Below are 20,513 nucleotides of genomic sequence, written 5' to 3' on the forward strand. Positions count from 1 at the left end.
GCGGGTCGGCACGGTGGTCAGCCGGGGCCGTAGGCGGTGAGGCCGCACCAGGCCACGTACTCCTCCGGGCCGCCGTCCGCGAGCGCCTGGCGGGCGTGCCAGACCGCCGTGGCCAGGGAGTCGCCGTGGCTGATCCGGTCGTGCAGGACCGCCATGCAGCCCGCGCAGGCCCCGTCAGGGATCGGCAGGTCCGTGGCCGTGATGCCCGCGCTGCCGTGCGACATCATCGCGCCGACGAAGCCGAGGACCTCGTTGCCGCCGTACGAGCGCTGGGCGCCCGAGTTGCAGGAGGCCAGGACGATGCGGTGCGGTGCCACGCCGCGGGTCAGCATCTCGTAGAGGGTGAGCCGGCCGTCGCTGAGCTCGAGGGCGGAGAACAGCGGGCTGTCCGAGCGGAAGAGGCCGTGGCACGCCAGGTGGGCCAGGTCCGCGTCCTTGATCAGGTCGATCGTCGCGTCCACCGTGCTGTCCGGCGGCACCAGCGTGCGGGCGCCGGGGTGCAGGGCCGCCACCGCGTCCGCCTCGGCCAGGGCGCCGGCCAGATCCGGTCCCGCCACCACCGCGACCCGGGCGCGGCCGGCGTCGTCCGACGGGCCCTTGACCGGGGTACGGCGGGCACGCGCCCACAGCCCCGCCGAGGGCGACACGGAGACCGGCGCCCGGTGCAGCGCGGACCACGGCATGCCGAGGAAGTGCGCGGACGGCACCACCACGAGCGGGACGTCCGCCGGGACGCCGATCGGCGCGATCAGCAGCCGGGTGAGCGCGTCCACGGCGTCGCGGGCCGCGCCGTGCGCCACCGACGAGAACTTCGTGCCGTGCAGCAGGCGCCGCAGCCCGAACATGAGCGCGCCGGCCTCCTGCCGGATCGGCTCCAGCGGGCCCAGCTCCACGATCCGGGTGCGCTTCGCCTCGACCACGACGGCGAGCACCCGGTCGGCGATCACCGCGTACTCGAGGAGCCATTCGCCGTCGAGGGCGCGGCGCAGGGCGGCACCGCTGACCGGGGCCGCCTCCCCCGCCGGGTCGTCGCTCGTCCAGGAGCGGCGCCGGATACGCGCCTCCAGGGTGCTCTGCCGGGCCAGCAGCGCGGCCGGTTCCTCGCCGCGTTCCAGCCGGGCCACGCGGAGCTCCTGGGCGATGCCGCGCAACGCGACGACGTCGTCGTCCACACCGGACGCGGGCGGCTGGACGCGCAGCAGCGCCGCCGCCCGGGTGCGTTCGAGCCACTCCAGGATGCTGCCCGGGGTGCCGGTGGGCAGCAACCGGCGCAGGCCCACCTCGCCCAGCTCGGCACCGTGCCCGGAGGCCAGCACCCGCAGCTCCAGCGACGGCAGGGCGGCCCGGTGGCGGGCGAGGTCGCGCAGGCCGCGTACGCACTCCCGCAGCACGTCGCCGGACTGCTCCGCCTCGGCCAGCAGGGCCCGCGCGATGTGCCCGCGCAGGCGTACGAGCAACGACTGCCCCTCGGCGAGCCGGCCCACCGCGGTCAGTTCGGTGCGGGCGGCCACCGGGCGGTGCAGGGCCAGCGCGGCGCGCCCGGCCGCGAGGTGCCCGTACGCCGCCTCGGCCCGCAGCCCCTGCCCCTCCAGCGTGGCGGCGGCCCGGCGCAGCCGGCGCAGGACGGCCGGCGAGTAGCCGTCGCGGGCGGCGAGCGCCTCGGCCTCGGCGACGGTGGCCCGGGCGGCCCACGCCGGGCGGCGCTGGCGACGGAAATCCTGGACGGCCGAGGCCGCCTCGGTGCCGGCGGTCTCCGGATCGCCGAGCTCCAGCGCGAGCTGCGCCACCCGCAGCCGCGCCTCGGCCGCCATCAGCCGGGCGCCGTGCCGCTCGAAGTCCGCCGCCGCCGACCGGGCCGCCGCCATGGCCTCGTCGAGCAGGCGCAGGTCGCGCAGGACGTCGGCGTACTCCACGTGGTGCTCGCCCAGCGGCAGCCCCGCGGCGGCGTGCAGGCGCCCCGCCTCCTCGAAGTGGCGGACGCTCTCGGCCAGCCGTCCGGCGTGGAAGCTGGACCAGGCGCGGCTGTTCGCGATGACGGCGGTCAGCCGGGGCCCGAGGTCGCCGGCGAGGACCGCGGCCCGGTCGAGGTGGACCAGCGCCTCGTGCGGCCGGCCGAGCAGGGTCTGCGCGTGCGCCAGGTTGTTGGCGGCCTTCACCAGCACGATCGGCGGGCACGCGGGATCGTCCAGCAGGTCGCGGTAGGCCCGGGCGGCGGGCACGATCCGGCCCCGGTTGTGATCGAGGACGGCCAGTTGCAGGCGCAGCTCGGGCCGGTCGGCGGGGTCGATGAGGGGCTCGGCCGTCCGCAGGTCGCGGGCCGCGGCGTCGTAGCGGCCGAGCTCGTGCAGGGCGACCGCGCGGCTGACCAGCAGGTCACCGAGGCGGCGGTCCAGGCCGTGCCGGCGGGCCAGGCGTACGCCCTGGTCGAGCAGCTCGCGCGCACCCTCGTTGTCCAGCGCGACGTGCCGGGACCAGCCCACCGCGCGCAGGGCCGCGACGAGGGCCTCGACATCGGAGCCGGCCCGCGCGCGCCGGAGGGTGACTTCCGCCGCATCGGCGTATCTGGCCGGATCTAGCGTGACTCTCCTGTACGCGGCGTCGGCCTCCTCCCGGAGACCCACCTCCGGATGCAGCTCCGTGTCCGAGTGTTGAGTGTCCAAGAGTTGCGTGTCCACCTGGCACCGCCCGGGGTGACGGGAGCGAAAGTCGCCGACAGCGTACCGATCGAAGGGGAGAGTTAGCCATGACCGTCACCTCACAATGGCCATTTCCGGACACCCGTTCCGCCGCGCAGCTCGCGCACGACCGGGCCGACGTCCGCCGGCAGGTCGACGTCCTCCTGGAGGCGCAGCCCCAGGTGGTGGAGCGGATCCGGGTCCGCCGCGGCGCCGCGGGCAGCCCGATCCTCGCCTTCGCGCCCGACGACACCGATCGCCGGATCCTGGTCGCCGAGAACGAGATCGTCGTCGACCCCACGCCGGAGCAGCGCCCGCAGCTCGGCGCCCTGCTCGCCGGATACCGGGGGCGGGAGCGCCGGGAACGCAGCCGCGGCCAGCGGACCCGGGTGTTCTCCAGCGATCAGCCGCGCGACCTCGAGAGCCTGCGCACCGACGCGAAGCGGCTGCGCCGGCTGGGCGTCACGGCCAACGTCAACATGATCGTGCCGCTCGGGTACGTGATCAAGGGAAGCTCGTACCCCGGGGTCACCGTCGCGCCCCGGCCGTTCGCCACGAACGGCGCCGTCGCCCCGGTGCGGGTGGCCATCATCGACACCGGCCTCACCGACCAGGTACGCACCGACAACTGGATCCAGCAGGTGCAGAACCGCGGCACCGACCCGCTGGACGTGGTGGCGCCGCTGCAGCGCATCGACTGGTTCGGCGGGCACGGCACGTTCGCGACCGGCATCGTGCGGCAGATCGCGCCGGACTGCGACGTGTGGGTCTACCGCTTCACCGGCCCGGACGGCCTCGGCACCGACGAGGCCGCGGCGGACATGATGATCCAGGCCGCCGACGACGCGGCCGGGCAGCGCGTCATCATCAACGCGTCGTTCGGCGCGCCGGCGGTGGACGGTGTCCCGCCCCTGGCCCTGCAGGAGGCCGTCGACTACGTGCACAACACGTACCCGAAGGCCCTGATCGTGGCCAGCGCGGGCAACGACGGCCAGGACCTGCCGCACTTCCCGGCGGCCTTCCCGGGCGTCGTGTCGGTGGGGGCGCTGAACAGCGACCTGAGCCCGGCGGCGTTCTCCAACCACGGCGCCTGGCTGGACTGCTCCTCGGTGGGCGTCGGCGTGGTGTCCACCTACGTGCAGGGGGTGCTGCCGCCCGACACCGGGCTGGGCGCCGACATCACGTTCGGCCCGGACGCCTGGGCGACGTGGAGCGGCACCTCGTTCGCCGCGCCGCAGATCAGCGCGGCGGTCGCGGCCCTGTGCGGTGCCGACGCCTCGCTGACCCCGCGGAACGCCTTCACCCAGCTGATCGGGCCGCGGCCGGACCAGCCGGGCTACGGCAAGGTGGTCCACGTGCTGCCCGGCACCCCGCTCTGAGCGGGACCGGTCAGACGAGCGTCCACTGGGTGGCCACCGGGGCCACCCCCGCCCGGCGGCAGGTCAGGCTCATCGGACCGGGCAGGACGTCGTCGATGACGAACAGGCCCCGGCCGTCGGCGTCGACCCGGCGGGGCTGCGGGACCGCGGGCTGACGCACCTCGATCCGGGCGGGGCCCTGCGGCGCCAGGTGGCCGGTCAGCCGGCGCCGCGGGCCCACGGACTCGACCTGCACGGCGATGACCACCTCGTCGCGGCCGTGCGGGCCGATCACCTGGAAGGTCAGCTGGCGCGGCTGCGGCGCGGTGCCGGGGTCCCGGACGGCCATCGCCTGCCGGTGCACCGCGGCGTCGCCGGTCGCCTCCTCCGAGTCCTCGACGAGGGCGGCGAGGTCGGCGTCGAGGGTGCGCAGCACGAAGCTCTGCCGGGCCAGCTCGACCGCGTCGGCCGGCGGCGGGTCGGCCCGGCCGAACAGCTCGCCGAGGCGGGTGAGGAGCCGTTCGTCCGTGGGTTCGATCGCGTCGTTCACGACAGTTCCTCCAGGCGGCGGGGATACAGACGGGGATTCAGGGGGCGGGAAATACGGTTGCGTAGTGGATTCATCACTGTCATGAACCCCCGCCGGCCGCCTGGATACCTTCTGTCAGGAATCGGCGCAGCTGCCCGAGGCACCGGCCGCGGGTCGGGCCGAGGCTGCCGATCGGCATGCCCAGGGCCCCCGCGGCCAGCTCGTACGACGGCCGGCCGCCCTCCGCCTCGACCACGAGCACCCGCAGCACGTCCCGGCAACGGCGGCTGAGCTGCCGGAAGGCCTGCCACAGCTCGGCGTCGCGGTCGGCCACCAGGAACGGCAGCTCGGGATCGTCGTCCGGGTCGCCGGGCCGGTCGAGCAGCCAGGCGGTGTCGACGGGCTGCGCGCGCCGGGCCCGCCGGATCGCCGCGAGCGCCTCGTTGCGGCAGGTGGTGCCGATCCAGGCGCCGAACTTCGCCGGGTCGCGCAGCGAGTCGAGGTTCTCCAGGACCCGCAGCCAGGTCTGCTGGAAGACGTCGGCGGCGTCGGCGGGAGAGAGCCGGTGCACCCGGCAGACGGCCCAGACCCGGCCGCTGTACCGCCTGACGATCTCGTCCCAGGCCGCGGCGTCGCCACCGGCCGCCTTGCCGACGAGGACGGCCATGTCCGCGTCGGGCTCGCTGTCGCTCATCCCGCCTCCGATAGGGCACTCGGAGCCTTCCGGCCGCGGTGCTCGCGCCCATCGGCCGCCCTGGATGTACCGAATTCAACCTTAGACCACCGGGCCCCGCGAAGGTGATCACGATAGGGTCCGGGGATGTTCGTGATCGACCTCGGCGGCGGCGCCGAGCTGCGTCCGCTCGAGCCCTGGCAGGCGCCGGAGTTCCTCGCGCACATGGACCGCGCGCGGGAGTCCGTCGATCCGTGGATCCCCTGGGCCGGGCTCAGCACCGACCTCGCCTCCGCCACGGCCACCCTCCAGCGGTACGCCGACCTCGCCGCCCGCGACGCCGGCCGCCTGTACGGCATCTGGCTCGACGGCACGCTGGTCGGCGGCACCATGTTCGTCCGGTTCGACGCCGGCACCGGCGGTTGCGAGGTCGGCTGCTGGCTGGAGCCCGCCGGCACCGGACGCGGCCTGATCACCCGGGCGGTCACCCGCCTGCTCGACTGGGCCCTGACCGAGCGCGGCCTGTGGCGGGCGGCGTGGCGGTGCCGCCCCGACAACGCGACCAGCGTCGCGGTGGCCCGGCGGCTCGGATTCACCCTGGAGGGGGTGCTGCGCGGCGAGTTCCCGTACCGGGGGGTGCGGCACGACACCCAGCTGTGGGCGATCACCGCGCCGGAGTGGACCGCCCGGGCTTCTTGACGACACCCTTAACTTCCGGCTGGCAGACTTGGCCGGATGCGAGTGCTGGTGGCGGACGACGAGCGACTTCTGGCGGACACGGTCGCGCAGGGGCTGCGGCGCCTGTCGATGGCGGTGGACGTCTGCTACGACGGTGAGACGGCGCTCGACCGGATCCGGGTGAACACGTACGACGTGGCCGTGCTCGACCGCGACATGCCGGGGCGTACCGGCGACGACGTGTGCCGCTGGGTGGCCCGCACCGACGAGGTGGAGACCCGGGTCCTGCTGCTGACCGCCGCCGCCGGCCTGCGCGACCGGGTGGACGGTCTCGGCCTCGGCGCCGACGACTACCTGACCAAGCCGTTCGCCTTCGCCGAGCTGGCCGCGCGGGTGCAGGCCCTGGCCCGGCGCTCGTCGCCCGCGGTGCCGCCGGTGCTCGAGCAGGACGGCGTCGTGCTGGACGTGGCCCGGCACGAAGCCACCCGCGACGGCCGGACGCTGAACCTGACCACCAAGGAGTTCGCCGTGCTGCACGTGCTGCTCGCCGCGCGCGGCCGGGTGGTCAGCGCGGAGGAGCTGCTCGAGCGGGCCTGGGACGAGAACACCGACCCGTTCACCCACGTGGTGCGGGTGACGGTGATGAACCTGCGCAAGAAGCTCGGGGATCCGCCCGTGGTGCACACCGTGCACCGCTCGGGCTACCGCATCGGCTGACGGCGGCGCGGCGGGTCTGCGGATCGGCCGGCGCGGTCAGGAGGCACGTTTCTTCGCGGCCTCCACGCTGCGCCGCAGCACCTCGAGCAGGTCCGTCACGTTGGTCGGCTCCGGTCCAGATCGGGCGCGCCATGTCCCGTACGTTCCCCGGCCGGCCCCGTCGAAACAGGCGGGCTACTCGTCGGTGAGGACGCCGCGGAAGGTGCGGCGCAGCGCCTGGGCCGCGGTGCTGCCGTGCACGGGTTCGCAGAAGTGGAAGCCCTGGCCGAAGCCGCAGCCCATGGCCGCGAGGATGCGGGCCTGGTCGGCCGTTTCGATGCCCTCGGCCACCACGTTCATCCGGAAGGCCATGCCCAGGCGGACGACCGCCTCGGCGACCGTACGGGCCTGGGGGTCGTCGGCGATGCCGGTGACGAACGAGCGGTCGATCTTGAGGATGTCGACCGGGAGGCGGCGCAGGTAGCTCAGCGCCGAGTAGCCCGTGCCGAAGTCGTCGACGGCGATGCTGATGCCCAGGTCGCGCAGGCTCTCGAGCCGGGCGACGATGTGCGCGTCCGGCTCCAGGATGACCGTCTCGGTCAGCTCGAGGACGAGGCGGTCCGCCGGGAAGCCGGTCTCCCGGAGGATGTTGCGGATCGTCTCGACCAGGGTCGCCTGCTGCACCTGCTTCGGCGACAGGTTCACGCTCAGGCGCAGGTGGTCGGTGTCCGGGACGGCGTCGCGCCAGCGGGCGGCCTCGCGGCACGCCTCGCGCAGCACCCACTCGCCCAGCGGCACGATCGCGCCGGTCTCCTCGGCGAGGTCGATGAACTCGCTCGGGGCGAGCAGGCCGCGCTCCGCGTGCCGCCAGCGGACCAGCGCCTCCACGGCGACGACGTGGCCGGTGGAGAGGTCGACGGCCGGCTGGTAGAGCACGACCAGGTTGCCGTCGTCGATCGCCTGGCGCAGCTCGGTGTCGCGGGCGCGGGTGTCGAGCTCGGCGGTGAAGAGCTCGTAGCGGCCCCGGCCGGCGCGCTTGGCGGCGTACATGGCGGTGTCGGCGTGCTGCAGCAGCGTCTCGCCCTCGGGGGTGAGATCGTCGCGGACCGCCACGCCGATGCTGGCCTCGACGCCGACCACGTGCGGACCGAAGATCACCGGGGTGCGCAGCGCGTCCACCAGCCGCTCGGCGATGCGCGCCGCGGCCGCCCGGTCGGGCAGGTTGTGCAGGATGACCGCGAACTCGTCGCCGCCGAGGCGCCCGGCGGTGTCCCCGGCGCGCAGCACCGAGCGCAGCGACGCGGCGACCGCGGAGAGCACGGCGTCGCCGGCGTCGTGGCCGTACCGGTCGTTGATGGGCTTGAAGTGGTCCAGGTCGATGACCATCACGGCGGTGTGCCGGCCCTCGCGCAGCGGCTGGGCGCCGAGCTCGGCCAGGCGCTCGGTGACCAGGGTGCGGTTGGCCAGCCCGGTCAGCACGTCGGTGATCGCGAGCTGGCGGTTCTCCCGTACGGCGTACATCTGCCGGGCGACGACCAGCGCGGTCAGCAGCACCGCCCCGATGATCATGCCGCCGAACGGGTACATGCCCTGCTCCCGGGCGAGGAGCCCGAGCAGGCCGTAGGCGAGCGCGATGGCGCCGTACGGAAGCCAGTTGATCGGGGCGCGACGGCCCGGCAGCGGCTCACCGCCGACCCGGCCGTAACGGTGCTGGCGGTGCGCGGCCAGGGTGAACAGGTAGCAGCCGGTCAGCCAGAACAGGTCCGGCCACGTGCCGCCCACGAACCCGGCGTGCACCTGGACGTAGCCGTAGTACACGTCCGCGACGACGTACGCCGCGACGCCGGCGGCCAGCAGCCGGATCGGCACCTGTGCGGTCGCGGAACGCCGCAGCAGCACCGTCGCGAGCGCCACCACCAGCAGCAGGTCCCCGACCGGTAGCGCGGCCGAGTACGCGATCTCCGCCGGCGAGGCGTCCACGCCCATCACGAGCTGACCGAGCAGCAGGTACCAGAGCACCATGAACGAGCTGGCCCCGACGATCAGCGCATCGAGCGCGAGCTTGATCCGGTCCCGCCGGGTGCGGCGGGTGCCGGGCAGCAGGAGCAGGCCGGTGAACAGCAACGGTACGAAGGCCAGGAACCCGTAGTCGGCGAACGACGGATACGAGTACGTGTGCAGGACGGCGTCCTCGACGAACCAGGACGTGTGCGCGACCAGCTGGCAGAAGAACGCGGCCGTGATGAACTGCCAGGCCAGCCGGGTGCGGGCGTCCCGGGTGCCGCGGCGTACCACCCGCACGCCCAGCACGGTGAAGAGCAGGGCCAGGGGCGGGTAGATGCCGTCGGCGACGTACACGCGGAGGGTCTCGCTGCCCCACCCGCCGACGTACCAGACGAGGAACGCCGCCAGCAGCACACCGCTGCCGGCGACGGCCGCGTCGGCCGCACGATCCCCGAGGTCCCGCCTGTTCGTCACGCCGGACCATCGACCGCGGCCCGGCCGGCTTGAGGAAACCTTGAGTCGCCTTCCGTACGCGCGAACGCCGTTTACCGCTCTCCGCACCGCGGGTAGTCCCCTCTGATGACGACGCAGCAGGCTCCCCGCCGCGACCGGACCTTCTTCGGCCAGCCACCGGTGCTGGCGAACCTCTTCGGCGTCGAGCTGTGGGAGAGGTTCTCCTTCTACGGCATGCAGGGAATCCTGCTCATCTATCTCTACTACGGCGCGGCCGAGGGCGGCCTCGGGCTGTCCGAGGCGACCGCGACGAGCATCGTAGGCGCGTACGGCGGCGCGGTCTATCTATCGACGATCCTCGGTGCCTGGGCGGCCGACCGCCTCCTCGGCCCGGAACGGGTGCTGTTCCTCAGCGCGATCCTGGTCATGGCGGGGCACGTGAGCCTCGCCGTGTTGCCGGGTCTCGCCGGTGTCACGGCCGGCCTGATCCTCATCGCGATCGGCAGCGGCGGCGTGAAGGCCAACGCCACCTCCCTGGTCGGCACCCTGTACGACGAGCACGACGAGCGGCGCGACGCCGGGTTCTCGCTGTTCTACCTCGGCATCAACCTCGGCGCGCTGGTCGGGCCGCTGCTCACCGGCCTGCTGCAGAAGTCGTGGGGCTTCCACTGGGGCTTCGGGCTCGCCGCGCTCGGCATGGCCGCCGGGCTGATCCAGTACGCGCTCGGCCGCAAGCGGCTCACCGGCGACGCTCGCGCCGTACCGAATCCCCTGCCGCGCCGGAAACTCCTGCCGGTCGCGCTGGTCGCCGCGGCCGCGGTCGCGGTCGTCGTGGTCCTGGCCGTCACCGGGGTGCTACGGGCCGGATACCTGTCGAACGTGGTGATCGTGCTGAGCGCCCTGGCGGCGGTCGCGTACTTCGTGGTGATCCTCAGCAGCCGCAGGATCACCGCGGTGGAGCGCCGCCGGGTGATCGCGTTCATCCCGATGTTCGTGGCGAGCGCCGTCTTCTGGTCGCTGTACCAGCAGCAGTTCACGGTGGTGACGATCTACTCCGACCAGCGCCTGGACCGCGACCTGTTCGGCTGGGAGATGCCGGTCTCCTGGGTCCAGTCGATCAACCCGGTCTTCATCATCGTGCTCTCCGGCGTCTTCGCCGCCCTCTGGACCCGCCTCGGACCCCGCCAGCCGGGCACGCCGATCAAGTTCGCCGCCGGAACCGTGATCATGGGCGTCGCGTTCCTGCTCTTCCTGCCGCTCGCCGGCGGCGGCCCGAACAGCGCGCCGCTGCTCGCGCTGGCCGGCATCCTGCTCGTCTTCACCGTCGCCGAGCTGCTGCTGTCCCCGGTCGGCCTGTCGTTGTCGACCAAGCTCGCGCCCGCCGCCTTCCACACCCAGATGGTGGCGCTCTTCTTCCTCTCGGTGGCCCTCGGCACCGCCGCCTCCGGCAGCCTGGCGAACTACTACAGCGAATCCCACGAGGCCGCGTACTTCGGCCTTCTCGGCCTGGTCGCGATCGTGATCGGGGCGGCGCTCGCGCTCGCCGCCAGGCCGATCGGCCGGCTGATGAGCGGCGTCCGCTGACCCCGGCCCCGCAGCACCGTCCGGGGTCAGCGGCCCGCCGGCCGTCCCGGGCCACCCCGGCCTGCAGGCCGTTGCGGGCGGTCCGGGAAAATGGGCCCGAGCGTACGAGGACGGAAGTTGGGGATCGTGGCAGAAGCAGCAGCAGCCGTCGACTGGGTGAGCCGGTTCGCCGACGAGGTGATCGCCGAGGCGCAGCGCCGCTCGCCGGGCAAGCCGGTGGTGTGCGCGTCCGGGCTGAGCCCGTCCGGGCCGATCCACCTGGGCAACCTGCGGGAGGTGATGACCCCGCACCTGGTCGCGGACGAGATCCGCCGGCGCGGGCACGAGGTCGTGCACCTCATCTCGTGGGACGACTACGACCGGTTCCGCAAGGTGCCGGCCGGCATCGACGCGTCCTGGGCCGAGCACATCGGCAAGCCGCTGACCGCGGTCCCGGCCCCGCCCGGCAGCCGCTTCCCCAACTGGGCCGAGCACTTCAAGGCCGCGATGATCGACTCGCTGGCCGAGCTCGGCGTCGACTACCGGGGCATCTCGCAGACGGAGATGTACACGTCGGGGGCGTACCGGGAACAGATCCTGCTGGCCATGCGCGAGCGCGGCCGCATCGACGCGATCCTGGACCGCTACCGCACCAAGGGCCGCACCGGCCCCGCGCCGAAGCAGAACGCCAAGCTCGACGCGGCCGACGCCGCTGCCGCCGCCGAGGCCGCCGAGGGGTCCGGCGCCGCGGACGAGGACGACGGTACGGCGAGCACCGGCTACTACCCGTACAGGCCGTACTGCGGTCAGTGCGGCAAGGACACCACGACGGTCACCGGGTACGACGACGCGACGACCGCGATGACGTACGTGTGCGCCGACGGCTTCACCGAGACCGTGCTGCTCAGCGAGTTCGACCGCGGCAAGCTCGTGTGGAAGGTCGACTGGCCGATGCGGTGGGCGTACGAGGGCGTGCACTTCGAGCCGTCCGGCGTCGACCACTCGTCGCCCGGCTCGTCGTTCGTCGTCGGCGGCCAGATCGTCACCGAGATCTTCGGCGGCGCCCAGCCGATCGGCCCCATGTACGCGTTCGTCGGCATCAGCGGCATGGCCAAGATGTCCAGCTCCCGCGGCGCGGTCCCGACCCCGGCGGACGCCCTCGCCATCATGGAGGCGCCGCTGCTGCGCTGGATGTACGCCCGCCGCCGCCCGAACCAGGCGTTCAAGGTGGCCTTCGACGCGGAGATCCAGCGCCTGTACGACGAGTGGGACGCCCTCGAGGCGAAGATCGCCGCCGGCACCGCGGCCCCCGCCGACGAGGCCGCCCACGACCGTGCCGTCCGTACGGCCACGGTCACCCTGCCGCGCACCCCCCTGCCGGTCGCCTACCGCACCCTCGCCTCGATCGTGGACATCACCACCGGCCACGACGAGCAGACCCTGCGGATCCTGCGCGACCTCGACCCGGAGCGCCCGGTCACCGATCTGGCCCAGGTCCGCCCCCGCCTCGACAAGGCCCAGACCTGGGTGAACACCCAACTCGCGGCGGACGCCCGCACCCAGGTCCGCACCGAACCGGACAAGGACCTCCTCGCCACCCTCGACGACGACCAGCGCGAATCCCTGCGGCTGCTGGCGGCGGGCCTCGACGCCAACTGGTCGCTGGAGGGGCTGACGACGCTCGTCTACGGCGTACCGAAGGTCATGGCGGGCCTCCCGCCGGACACGAAGCCGACGCAGGAGCTGAAGGTCGCGCAGCGGTCGTTCTTCGTGCTGATCTACCGGCTGCTGATCGGCAAGGAGACCGGGCCGCGGCTGCCCACGCTGCTGCTGGCGGTGGGCGCGGACCGCATCCGCACGCTGATCGGCGGCTGACCGGGAGGCGGCACGTCCCGGCTCGGGCCACCCGGGCGCCCGGCTTCCCGGCGCCCGGCTCGCGGTCGGCCGGGCGGCGGGGCGGGCGAGGGCGAAGCGACCGGGAAGCCTGCCACCGTCATCGGGCCGATCAGCAGCGGGGAGCCGGCGAGCAAGGGGTTTCGGAGGGTGGAATTCTTTGCGAGGCTTTCGTAAGGGATTTCAGGGTCTACAGTGACGGCCATGCGCGCACGACTCTCCGACATCGCGCGCCAGGCCGAGGTCAGCGAGGCGACGGTGTCGCGGGTGCTCAACGACCGGCCCGGCGTGTCCGCCGACACCCGGCAGGCGGTGCTCACCGCCCTCGACGTCCTCGGCTACGAGCGGCCCGAAAGACTCCGCAAACGCAGTGCGGGCCTCGTCGGGCTCATCGTCCCCGAGCTGGAGAACCCGATCTTCCCGGCCTTCGCGCAGACCATCGAGTCGGCGCTGTCGCAGTCCGGCTTCACCCCGGTGCTGTGCACCCAGACGCCGGGCGGCGTCACCGAGGACGAGTATGTCGAGATGCTGCTGGACCGGCAGGTCTCCGGGATCGTGTTCGTCTCCGGCCTGCACGCCGACACCACCGCCGACCACGAGCGCTACCGGCGGCTGGTGGACCGCCCGCTGCCGGTCGTGCTGATCAACGGGTACGCCGAGGGCCTGGACGCCCCGTTCATCTCGTGCGACGACCGGCTGGCCGGCGAGCTGGCGGTCAACCACCTGGTCGCGCTCGGGCACCGGCGGATCGGCTTCGTCTCCGGCCCGGACCGGTTCCTCAACGTGCAGCGCAAGCTCGACGGATACCGTACGGCCATGCGCCGCGAGCTCGGCGTGCCCGACCGGGAGCTCGACGACCTGGTGGCCCTGACCCTGTTCGGCGTCGAGGGCGGCGAGGTGGCGGCCGGGCAGCTCCTGGCGCGCGGCGTCACGGGCATCGTGTGCGGCTCCGACCTGATGGCGCTGGGCGCGATCCGGGCGGCCCGGCGGCGCGGCCTCACCGTGCCGCGGGACGTGTCGGTGGTGGGCTTCGACGACTCGCCGCTGATCGCGTTCACCGACCCGCCGCTGACCACCCTGCGCCAGCCCGTGGCGGCGATGGGCAACGCGGCCATCCGGCAGCTCGTGGACGAGATCAACGGGCACGGCGCGCCCCGGTCGGAGTACGTCTTCCCGCCCGAGCTGGTGGTCCGGGGGTCGACGGCCATCAACAAGAGCGACCGCGGGCCGGACAGCCTGACGGTTCCGGCCGCCTGAACCGATCGTTAAGTTGATCTTTGAAAGTTATTGCGGGCCCCTCGGAGCGGGCTCGCCGCCGTGAGCTGCACTTTCCGCCGACCGGGCGATAACGTCCCCGATCCGGGCTGGAAGCGATACCCGACATCCCGGGCCAAAGACGCACCCGCATCGAACGACTTCTCTTTACGGGTTCGAAACACGCTGCTAACTTTCCTCCACTTGCGCAAGAAGTTTCATCCGCTCCCCGCGCCCCTGGAGGCTTCCCATGCGTATCCGACCGGTCGTCGCCGCCGCGGCGACCACCCTGCTCGCGACGGCCCTGCTGGCCGTCGGCGCCGCCCACCGGGGCGACCGCGCCGAGGCCTCCCCCGCCTCGCCCGGCGCCAAGGACGTCATCGTGCACCTCTTCGAATGGCCGTGGTCGTCGGTCGCGAACGAGTGCACCACCGTGCTCGGCCCCAAGGGCTTCGGCGGGGTCCAGGTCTCCCCGCCGCAGGAACACGTCGTCCTGCCCTCCGCGGGATACCCGTGGTGGCAGGACTACCAGCCGGTCAGCTACCAGCTCACCACCCGCCGCGGCGACCGGGCCGCGTTCGCCGGCATGGTGCGGGCGTGCCACGCCGCCGGGGTGAAGATCTACGTGGACGCGGTGGTCAACCACATGGCCGGGGGCGCGTCGACCGGCAACGGCAGCGGGGGCTCCGGATACTCGCAGTACGCGTACCCGGCGGTGCCCTACGGCAGCGGGGACTTCCACCACTGCGGGCGCAACGGCAACGACGACATCGCCAACTGGGGCGACCGCTGGGAGATCCAGAACTGTGAACTGGTCGACCTGTCGGACCTGAAGACCGAATCGTCCTACGTACGCGGGAAGCTCACGGCGTACCTGAACGATCTGGTGTCCCTCGGGGTGGACGGTTTCCGGGTGGACGCGGCGAAGCACCTGCCCGCCGCCGACCTCGCCGCGATCGTCGACCCCGTCGCCGGCGACCCGTACGTGTTCTCCGAGGTCATCGAGGGCGGCAGCGGCGAGCCCACCCCCGAGGAGTACGCGGGCCTCGGCGACGTCACCGAGTTCCGCTACGGCGACGTGGTCGGCGGCGCCTTCCGGGACGGGAACCTGTCCGGGCTCGACGGCCTGGCCGCCCGGATGCGCCTGGGGTCGGCGGACGCGGTGGCGTTCGTGGACAACCACGACACCCAGCGCAACGGCCGGGCGAAGCTGACCTACAAGGACGGCGCCCCGTACGCGCTCGCCGAGGCGTTCATGATCGCCTGGCCGTACGGTGTCCCGCAGGTCATGTCGAGCTTCACCTTCAGCAACCCCGAGGCCGGTCCGCCGGCCGCCGGCAACGGCACCACCACCGCGGTGAGCTGCGGAAACGGGTGGCAGTGCGAGCACCGCGCGCGGACCACCGCCAACATGGTGGCGCTGCGCAACGCCGCCTCGGGCGCCGCGGTCACCAACTGGTGGAGCAACGGCTCGAACCAGATCGGCTTCGGGCGGGGCAGCGCGGCGTACGTGGCCTTCAACCGCTCCGGGTCGGCGCTCACCCGTACGTTCCAGACGTCGCTGCCCGCGGGCACCTACTGCGACGTGATGGCCGGGGACCACGCGGGAGGGTCGTGTTCCGGGCCGGCGTACACGGTGAACGCCGCCGGCCAGGTGACCGCCACCGTGGCGGCGAACTCGGCGCTGGCGCTGCACGTGGGCGCCCGGGGCACCGGCTCCACCCCGGACGGGTGCCCGTCCGCCGCGGTCTCCTTCGCCGCGACCGCGACCACGACCTGGGGTCAGAACGTCTTCGTCACCGGCAACACGGCGGCGCTGGGCAACTGGAACCCGGCCGCCGCGGTCCCGCTCTCGTCGGCGTCGTACCCGGTGTGGACGGCCACCGTGTCCCTGCCGGGCGGCACCGCGGTGCAGTACAAGTACATCAAGAAGGAGGGCTCGGCCGTGGTCTGGGAGAGCGACCCGAACCGCAGCCGCACCACGCCCTCGGCGGCGCCGTGCTCCGCCACCTGGAGTGACAGCTGGCGCTGAGCCTAGTAACGGAAGGTGGACACGAGGTAACGGAAGGTGGACACGAGGCGGTCCAGCTCGCCGGACGCCGCCGCGAGGCTCCTCGCCGTGGCCTGAGTCGTCCGGGCACCCTCGCTGGCGTGCCCGGCCGTCTCGGCCACCCCGACGATGGTGGAGGCGATCTCGCCGGCGCCGATCGCGGTCTCCCCCACGTTGCGCGACATCTCGTGCGTGGTGGCGGTCTGCTCCTCGATCGCCGACGCGATGGTGACCTGGGTGCCGTTGATCTCCGCGACCACGCCGGAGATCTTCCCGATCGCCTCGGCCGCGGCGCCGCTGCCCAGCCGGATCGCCTCGACCTTGCCGGCGATCTCCTCGGTCGCCTCGGCGGTCTGCTGGGCCAGCTGCTTCACCTCGTCGGCGACCACCGCGAAGCCGCGGCCCCGCTCGCCGGCCCGGGCCGCCTCGATGGTGGCGTTCAGCGCGAGCAGGTTGGTCTGGTGGGCGATGTCGGTGATCAGCTTGACCACGGTCTGGATCTCGGCCGACGACTCGCCCAGGGCCGCGACCGTGTCGTTGGCCTCGGCCGCCGCGCGTACCCCGCCCTCGGCGATGCCGGTCGCGCGGGTGGCGCTGCGGGAGATCTCCTCGATGGAGGCGTTCATCTGCTCGGCCGAGGCGGCGAGCGACGAGACGATCGCCGACACCTCCTCGGCGCTGGCGCTGACCACGCCGGCCTGCGCGCTGGTCTGCTCGGCGCCCCGGCGAGCTGGGTGCTGACCGCGCTGAGCTCGTCGGCGGCCGAGGACACCTCGCGCGCCTTGGCGGCCACCGCGGCGACCAGCTCCTGCATGCGGCCGGCGAAGCGGTTGAAGCCGCCCGCCGCCACGGTGATCTCGTCCCGGCCGGCCTCCTCGAGGCGCTGGGTCAGGTCGCCGTCGCCGTCGGCGATCTCGGCGAGCCGCTCGTTCAGCGTGCCGAGCGGGCGGATGATCGACCGGATCAGCACGAACGCGAACAGCGCCCCGACGACCACGGTCAGGATCCCGACCAGCACCATCACGGCCGAGGCCCGGTCCGACGCGGCGTCGGCGTCCCGGGTCGCCGCGGCGGCGTCGGCGTCGATGCCGGCGGTCAGCGCGTCGACCTCGGCGGCGATGGTGTTGAAGATCTTGATCTCGTCGACCGCGACGAGCCCGTCGGCGCGGGCCAGCCGCTCGCGGTCGCCGCTGCGGTAGTCCTCGACGATCCGCTGGTCGAGGGTCATGAACTCGCCGAAGGCCGCCTCCATGCGGTCCAGGTGGGTGCGCTCCTCGGCGCTGAGCCGGCCCTCGCGCAGGGCGGCGACCTCGGACCGGAAGGCCGCGACCGAGGCGAGGAAGCTCTTGCGGGCGCCGGCCGTGTCGGCGGCGGCGTCCGGGACCCCCCGGCTCACGTCGAACGCGTACGCGGTCTGCCAGCCGTTGAAGTCGCCGGACCGGAACTTGACCTGCATGGCCATCCGGGTGGTCCGCTCGTAGTCGGCCACCTTGGTGGTGGCAGCCGCCTGGTTGGCGATCGCCGACAGGCCGATGGCCACGACCGTGCCCAGCAGAGCGAGCAGGATCGCCATGGCGGCCACCAGTCGCGTACTGATCCGGACCCGTCTCAGACCTGCCGTCACCGCTGCTCCTCATCATGTACCGGTATCGGTGACCGTATCGGCGCGGCGGCGGCCCGGCTGAGGAATCGACGAACAGTTGATCTCCGGGCCGCGCGCGGGCGAGGCATCGCTATGATGGCCCATCGACCACAGTGAACATTTTTCCGCGTGGCATCGGGCCCGGAGGTGCCGGGCCGTCGCCCGGTGGCGGCCGGCGTCGGCCTCGCCACGCTGAAAAACGTCCAGTCATCGCGGGGGCGAGATGAGCGAGCCGATGGGCGCGGGGGCCACGGAGCCGCTGCTCGAGCCGGGACAGGCGCTGGACCGGCTGGCGGCCTGGAAGGGCCGGATCGACCAGCTCGCCGCCGACACCCGGGCGATGAGCGAGCGCCTCGGGGAGCTGCGGGTCACCGCGGCCGACGACAACCGGATGGTCGAGGTGACGGTCGACGCGCAGGGCGCCCTGGTCGACATCCGGCTCGGCCGCCGCATCCAGCAGGTCGAGCCCGAGACCGTGGCCCGCACCATCATGGCGACGATGCGCGAGGCGCGGCGCAAGACCGCGGACCGGGCGCAGGAGATCATCACGGAGACGCTCGGCACCGAGTCGCCCGCCGCCCGGGCGATGGCCGCGCAGGTCGCCGACCGGCTGCGGACCGCGGGCGCCGGCGAGGCCGGGACCCGCGACCGGGACGGGTGGTGAGCGCGGTGGCCGAGGAGTTCCTGGTCGACGCGGCGCAGATCCGCCGGCACATCGGCAACCTGGAGGCGGTCCGGGCCCGGTTCGACGCCGTACGGGCGGCCAGCGCGCACATCTCCGGCGGCGACGGCGCGTACGGGCTGCTCTGCAGCTGGCTGCCGGCCGTGCTGCAGGGGCGCCACCAGCGGCAGGACGAGCTGGTCGCGTACGTGGCGGAGAACCTGTCGATCGCCGCGGACGAGCTGGCCTCGGTCGCCGACGCGTACGAGGAGACCGACGCGGGCGCGGCCCAGGCGGTCCGCCGGGCCGGCGAGGGGCTCGGACGATGAGCGACGGTTCGCTGGTCGCCGGCGTCGTCTCCACCCGGGAGCCGTGGACCGGGGCGGGGCTGGCCGACAGCTTCCAGGGCCTGGTCGGCGCGATCGAGAGCGAGGGCTGGGTCGACGACCTGCTCGCCGGCGCCGCGTTCGGGGTCGAGGTGGTCGCCACCGCGATGGACCCGCTCAGCGCGCTGCTCGCCAACGGGCTCGGCTGGGCGATGGAGTACTTCGAGCCGCTGCGCTCGGTGCTCGACGAGCTCGCCGGCATGCCCGACGTGGTGGCCTCGCACGCCGCCACGTGGCGCAACATGGCCGCCGAGCTCAGCGACATGGCCGCCGCCCTGGGCGGGCACCTCAACGGCGACCTGCCCGACTGGCAGGGGCGGGCGGCGAACGCGTACGTGTCGATGATGGGCCACAACGTAGAGGCGATCGGCGGGCTGGGCGCGGTCGCCGCCGCGATGGCCGCCGCCACCGAGGCCGCCGGCAACATCGTCCAGTTCACCCGCGACATCGTCCGCGACCTCATCGCCGACCTGGTCGCCCGCGTGATCGTCTGGGCGGCCGAGGCCATCTTCGTGGTGACCATCCCGATCATCGCCGAGCAGATCGTCGCGGCGGTGGTGAAGTGGGCCGGCCGCATCCTGACGTACACCACGGCGCTGATCACCAGCATCACCAACCTGACCCGCCTGTTGAACGGCTGACCGGCGGATGGCGGGGGCGAGGCCGCACGGCGGCGGAAGCGGCGGCGGCGGCAACGGGGGTGACGGCGGCGACGGCGGCGGCAACGGGGGTGACGGCGGCGACGGCACCCCGGGACGGCCGGGTCATCCGCGAGGCGGCAGCGGCAACGTGTCGGCCGCCCACGAGACCATCAGCGGCGAGGCGAACCAGGGGCGTGCGCCCGGCGCCGACGGCGGGCCGGCGCGGCCCGGTGACGGCGGGACGCCGGGGCACGGGGACGACCGGACGCCGGGCACGGAGTCGCCCGAGCTGGCCGCGACCGGTCCGGAGCCCGGCTCGCCGCGGGCCTTCGTCGACAACATCGCCGCCGATCCCCGCTCGGTGGCGGGCCGGTCGGCCGAGGACATCGCCGCCCAGTTCCGGGCCGCGGGCTACGACGTCGCCGTCGAGCAGAGCACCCGGCGGGGCACGTCCGGCAACGCCGTGCAGGTGCGCGTCCGGAACCACCCCGAGATCACGAACATCCAGGTGCACCCGGGCGGCGGCCGGCACACCCCGGAGGGCTCGGCATACTGGAAGATCTCCACGAACACGTCCGGCAAGACCTGGGTCATCCCCGGGGACTTCCGGGGCGCCGACGATCTGGGCGGGAATGTCATTCGCTATGACGAATAAGCTGATCAAGGTTGACCGGGTGCGCTCGGCGCGGGAGGCGGCCGAGGTCGAGGAGCTCGGCGCGGACCTGGTCGGGGTCTCGCTCGGTGCCGACCCCCGGTTCGCCGACGACCGTACGGTCACCGTCGAGCAGGCCGCCGAGATCGGGGCCGCCCTGGCGCGCGCGACGCTCGTGGTCGCCATGGAGCTCGGGCGGGACCCGGAGCGGGTGCTGCGGACCGTGACCGCCGTACGGGCCGGCATGGTGCAGCCGCTGGTGGGCACGATCCCCCCGGCCGACGTGCGGGAGGCGCTCAGCGGGGCCGGCGTCGGCATCGTGTACGGCGGCATCGAGATCGCGCACGACGACGACCCGGGCTGGATCTTCGGCGAGTACGACGACACCCCTGACCTCAACGCCGTCCTGTTCCACGCCGACGTGCTGCCCGAGTACAGGCAGTCGTGGGCCTTCCTGCGCGACAAGGCGCCCGAGTTCGACGACGAGTTCCAGATCGCCGACCTCGACCGGCTGGCGCGCGAACGCCCGCTGGTGGCCGGGCTGGACTTCACCCCGGAGAACGCCGGCGAGATCCTCGCGGCGCTGCCGGGCCTGCGCGGGATCGCCCTGACGCTGGCCGGGCAGGCGCGGCGCGGGGACGCGCGGTTCCACCCGTACGAGCGGGCGCTCGAGGTGCTGCGGGCCGTGGAACAGCTCGGCTGAGC

The 20,513-nt window shown here is 73.5% G+C and carries 18 protein-coding genes; 12 read left to right on the top strand and 6 right to left on the bottom strand.

Going from position 1 to position 20,513, the window contains the following annotated elements:
• Positions 1-17: 17 nt before the first annotated feature.
• A complete protein-coding gene (locus tag CLV70_RS02365; RefSeq protein ID WP_245907964.1) occupies positions 18-2,660 on the bottom strand; it encodes a CHAT domain-containing protein in 2,643 nt (880 codons plus the stop codon).
• An 83-nt stretch (positions 2,661-2,743) separates the two neighbouring features.
• Here CLV70_RS02365 and CLV70_RS02370 point away from each other — a divergent pair, with 83 nt between their 5' ends.
• Positions 2,744-4,054, top strand: coding sequence for a S8 family peptidase (locus tag CLV70_RS02370; protein ID WP_106124628.1), 1,311 nt, complete (start codon positions 2,744-2,746; stop codon positions 4,052-4,054).
• Between the two features lie 10 nt (positions 4,055-4,064).
• On the opposite strand, the gene CLV70_RS02375 is transcribed toward CLV70_RS02370, so the two are convergent.
• Both CLV70_RS02375 and CLV70_RS02380 read right to left on the bottom strand, forming a co-directional pair.
• Complete coding sequence (locus tag CLV70_RS02375; RefSeq protein ID WP_106124629.1) at positions 4,065-4,583, bottom strand: hypothetical protein; 519 nt, start codon at positions 4,581-4,583, stop codon at positions 4,065-4,067.
• A gap of 79 nt (positions 4,584-4,662) precedes the next feature.
• A complete protein-coding gene (locus tag CLV70_RS02380; RefSeq protein ID WP_106124630.1) occupies positions 4,663-5,256 on the bottom strand; it encodes an RNA polymerase sigma factor in 594 nt (197 codons plus the stop codon).
• Positions 5,257-5,382: 126 nt separating this feature from the next.
• Between CLV70_RS02380 and CLV70_RS02385 the strand changes: the two genes are divergently transcribed.
• Positions 5,383-5,934 carry a GNAT family N-acetyltransferase gene (locus CLV70_RS02385; RefSeq protein WP_106124631.1) on the top strand — a complete coding sequence of 184 codons (552 nt, stop codon included), beginning with the start codon at positions 5,383-5,385 and terminating at the stop codon, positions 5,932-5,934.
• Between the two features lie 36 nt (positions 5,935-5,970).
• Complete coding sequence (locus CLV70_RS02390) at positions 5,971-6,630, top strand: response regulator transcription factor (protein ID WP_106124632.1); 660 nt, start codon at positions 5,971-5,973, stop codon at positions 6,628-6,630.
• Between the two features lie 174 nt (positions 6,631-6,804).
• Here the strand turns inward: CLV70_RS02390 and CLV70_RS02395 are convergent, their stop codons facing one another.
• On the bottom strand, positions 6,805-9,087 hold the full coding sequence (locus CLV70_RS02395; protein ID WP_106124633.1) for a putative bifunctional diguanylate cyclase/phosphodiesterase: 2,283 nt from the start codon (positions 9,085-9,087) through the stop codon (positions 6,805-6,807).
• 105 nt (positions 9,088-9,192) lie between these two features.
• Between CLV70_RS02395 and CLV70_RS02400 the strand changes: the two genes are divergently transcribed.
• The 4 genes from CLV70_RS02400 to CLV70_RS02415 all read left to right on the top strand — a co-directional run bounded on the left by CLV70_RS02400 (position 9,193) and on the right by CLV70_RS02415 (position 15,808).
• Positions 9,193-10,650, top strand: coding sequence for a peptide MFS transporter (locus tag CLV70_RS02400; protein ID WP_106124634.1), 1,458 nt, complete (start codon positions 9,193-9,195; stop codon positions 10,648-10,650).
• A gap of 126 nt (positions 10,651-10,776) precedes the next feature.
• Positions 10,777-12,504: a lysine--tRNA ligase gene (gene lysS / locus CLV70_RS02405; RefSeq protein WP_245907965.1), complete on the top strand. Its 1,728-nt coding sequence runs from the start codon at positions 10,777-10,779 to the stop codon at positions 12,502-12,504.
• 222 nt (positions 12,505-12,726) lie between these two features.
• Positions 12,727-13,779: a LacI family DNA-binding transcriptional regulator gene (locus CLV70_RS02410; RefSeq protein ID WP_106124636.1), complete on the top strand. Its 1,053-nt coding sequence runs from the start codon at positions 12,727-12,729 to the stop codon at positions 13,777-13,779.
• A 247-nt stretch (positions 13,780-14,026) separates the two neighbouring features.
• A complete protein-coding gene (locus CLV70_RS02415; RefSeq protein WP_106124637.1) occupies positions 14,027-15,808 on the top strand; it encodes a carbohydrate-binding module family 20 domain-containing protein in 1,782 nt (593 codons plus the stop codon).
• Positions 15,809-15,810: 2 nt separating this feature from the next.
• Here CLV70_RS02415 and CLV70_RS02420 read toward each other — a convergent pair whose 3' ends face one another.
• On the bottom strand, positions 15,811-16,518 hold the full coding sequence (locus CLV70_RS02420; protein ID WP_106124638.1) for a methyl-accepting chemotaxis protein: 708 nt from the start codon (positions 16,516-16,518) through the stop codon (positions 15,811-15,813).
• The gene (locus CLV70_RS02425) at positions 16,449-17,450 is read right to left on the bottom strand and encodes a HAMP domain-containing protein (RefSeq protein ID WP_146163928.1); all 1,002 of its coding nucleotides are present in this window, start codon (positions 17,448-17,450) and stop codon (positions 16,449-16,451) included. The genes CLV70_RS02420 and CLV70_RS02425 overlap by 70 nt, the downstream gene beginning before the upstream one ends.
• Positions 17,451-17,691: 241 nt before the next feature.
• Between CLV70_RS02425 and CLV70_RS02430 the strand changes: the two genes are divergently transcribed.
• Genes CLV70_RS02430 through CLV70_RS39555 form a run of 5 tightly spaced genes read left to right on the top strand, consistent with a single transcriptional unit; the run spans position 17,692 to position 20,511 of the window.
• Positions 17,692-18,132 carry a YbaB/EbfC family nucleoid-associated protein gene (locus CLV70_RS02430; protein WP_211303604.1) on the top strand — a complete coding sequence of 147 codons (441 nt, stop codon included), beginning with the start codon at positions 17,692-17,694 and terminating at the stop codon, positions 18,130-18,132.
• A complete protein-coding gene (locus CLV70_RS02435; protein WP_211303605.1) occupies positions 18,129-18,458 on the top strand; it encodes a hypothetical protein in 330 nt (109 codons plus the stop codon). The genes CLV70_RS02430 and CLV70_RS02435 overlap by 4 nt, the downstream gene beginning before the upstream one ends.
• Complete coding sequence (locus CLV70_RS02440; protein WP_106124640.1) at positions 18,455-19,156, top strand: WXG100 family type VII secretion target; 702 nt, start codon at positions 18,455-18,457, stop codon at positions 19,154-19,156. The genes CLV70_RS02435 and CLV70_RS02440 overlap by 4 nt, the downstream gene beginning before the upstream one ends.
• Positions 19,157-19,163: 7 nt before the next feature.
• Complete coding sequence (locus tag CLV70_RS02445; protein WP_106124641.1) at positions 19,164-19,811, top strand: hypothetical protein; 648 nt, start codon at positions 19,164-19,166, stop codon at positions 19,809-19,811.
• Positions 19,801-20,511 (top strand): beta/alpha barrel domain-containing protein, encoded by a 711-nt coding sequence (locus CLV70_RS39555; protein WP_158277680.1) that lies wholly within the window; start codon positions 19,801-19,803, stop codon positions 20,509-20,511. The genes CLV70_RS02445 and CLV70_RS39555 overlap by 11 nt, the downstream gene beginning before the upstream one ends.
• Positions 20,512-20,513 lie beyond the last annotated feature (2 nt).

The organism is Pseudosporangium ferrugineum, from assembly GCF_003002065.1.
In the GTDB taxonomy this organism is placed as follows: domain Bacteria; phylum Actinomycetota; class Actinomycetes; order Mycobacteriales; family Micromonosporaceae; genus Actinoplanes; species Actinoplanes ferrugineus_A.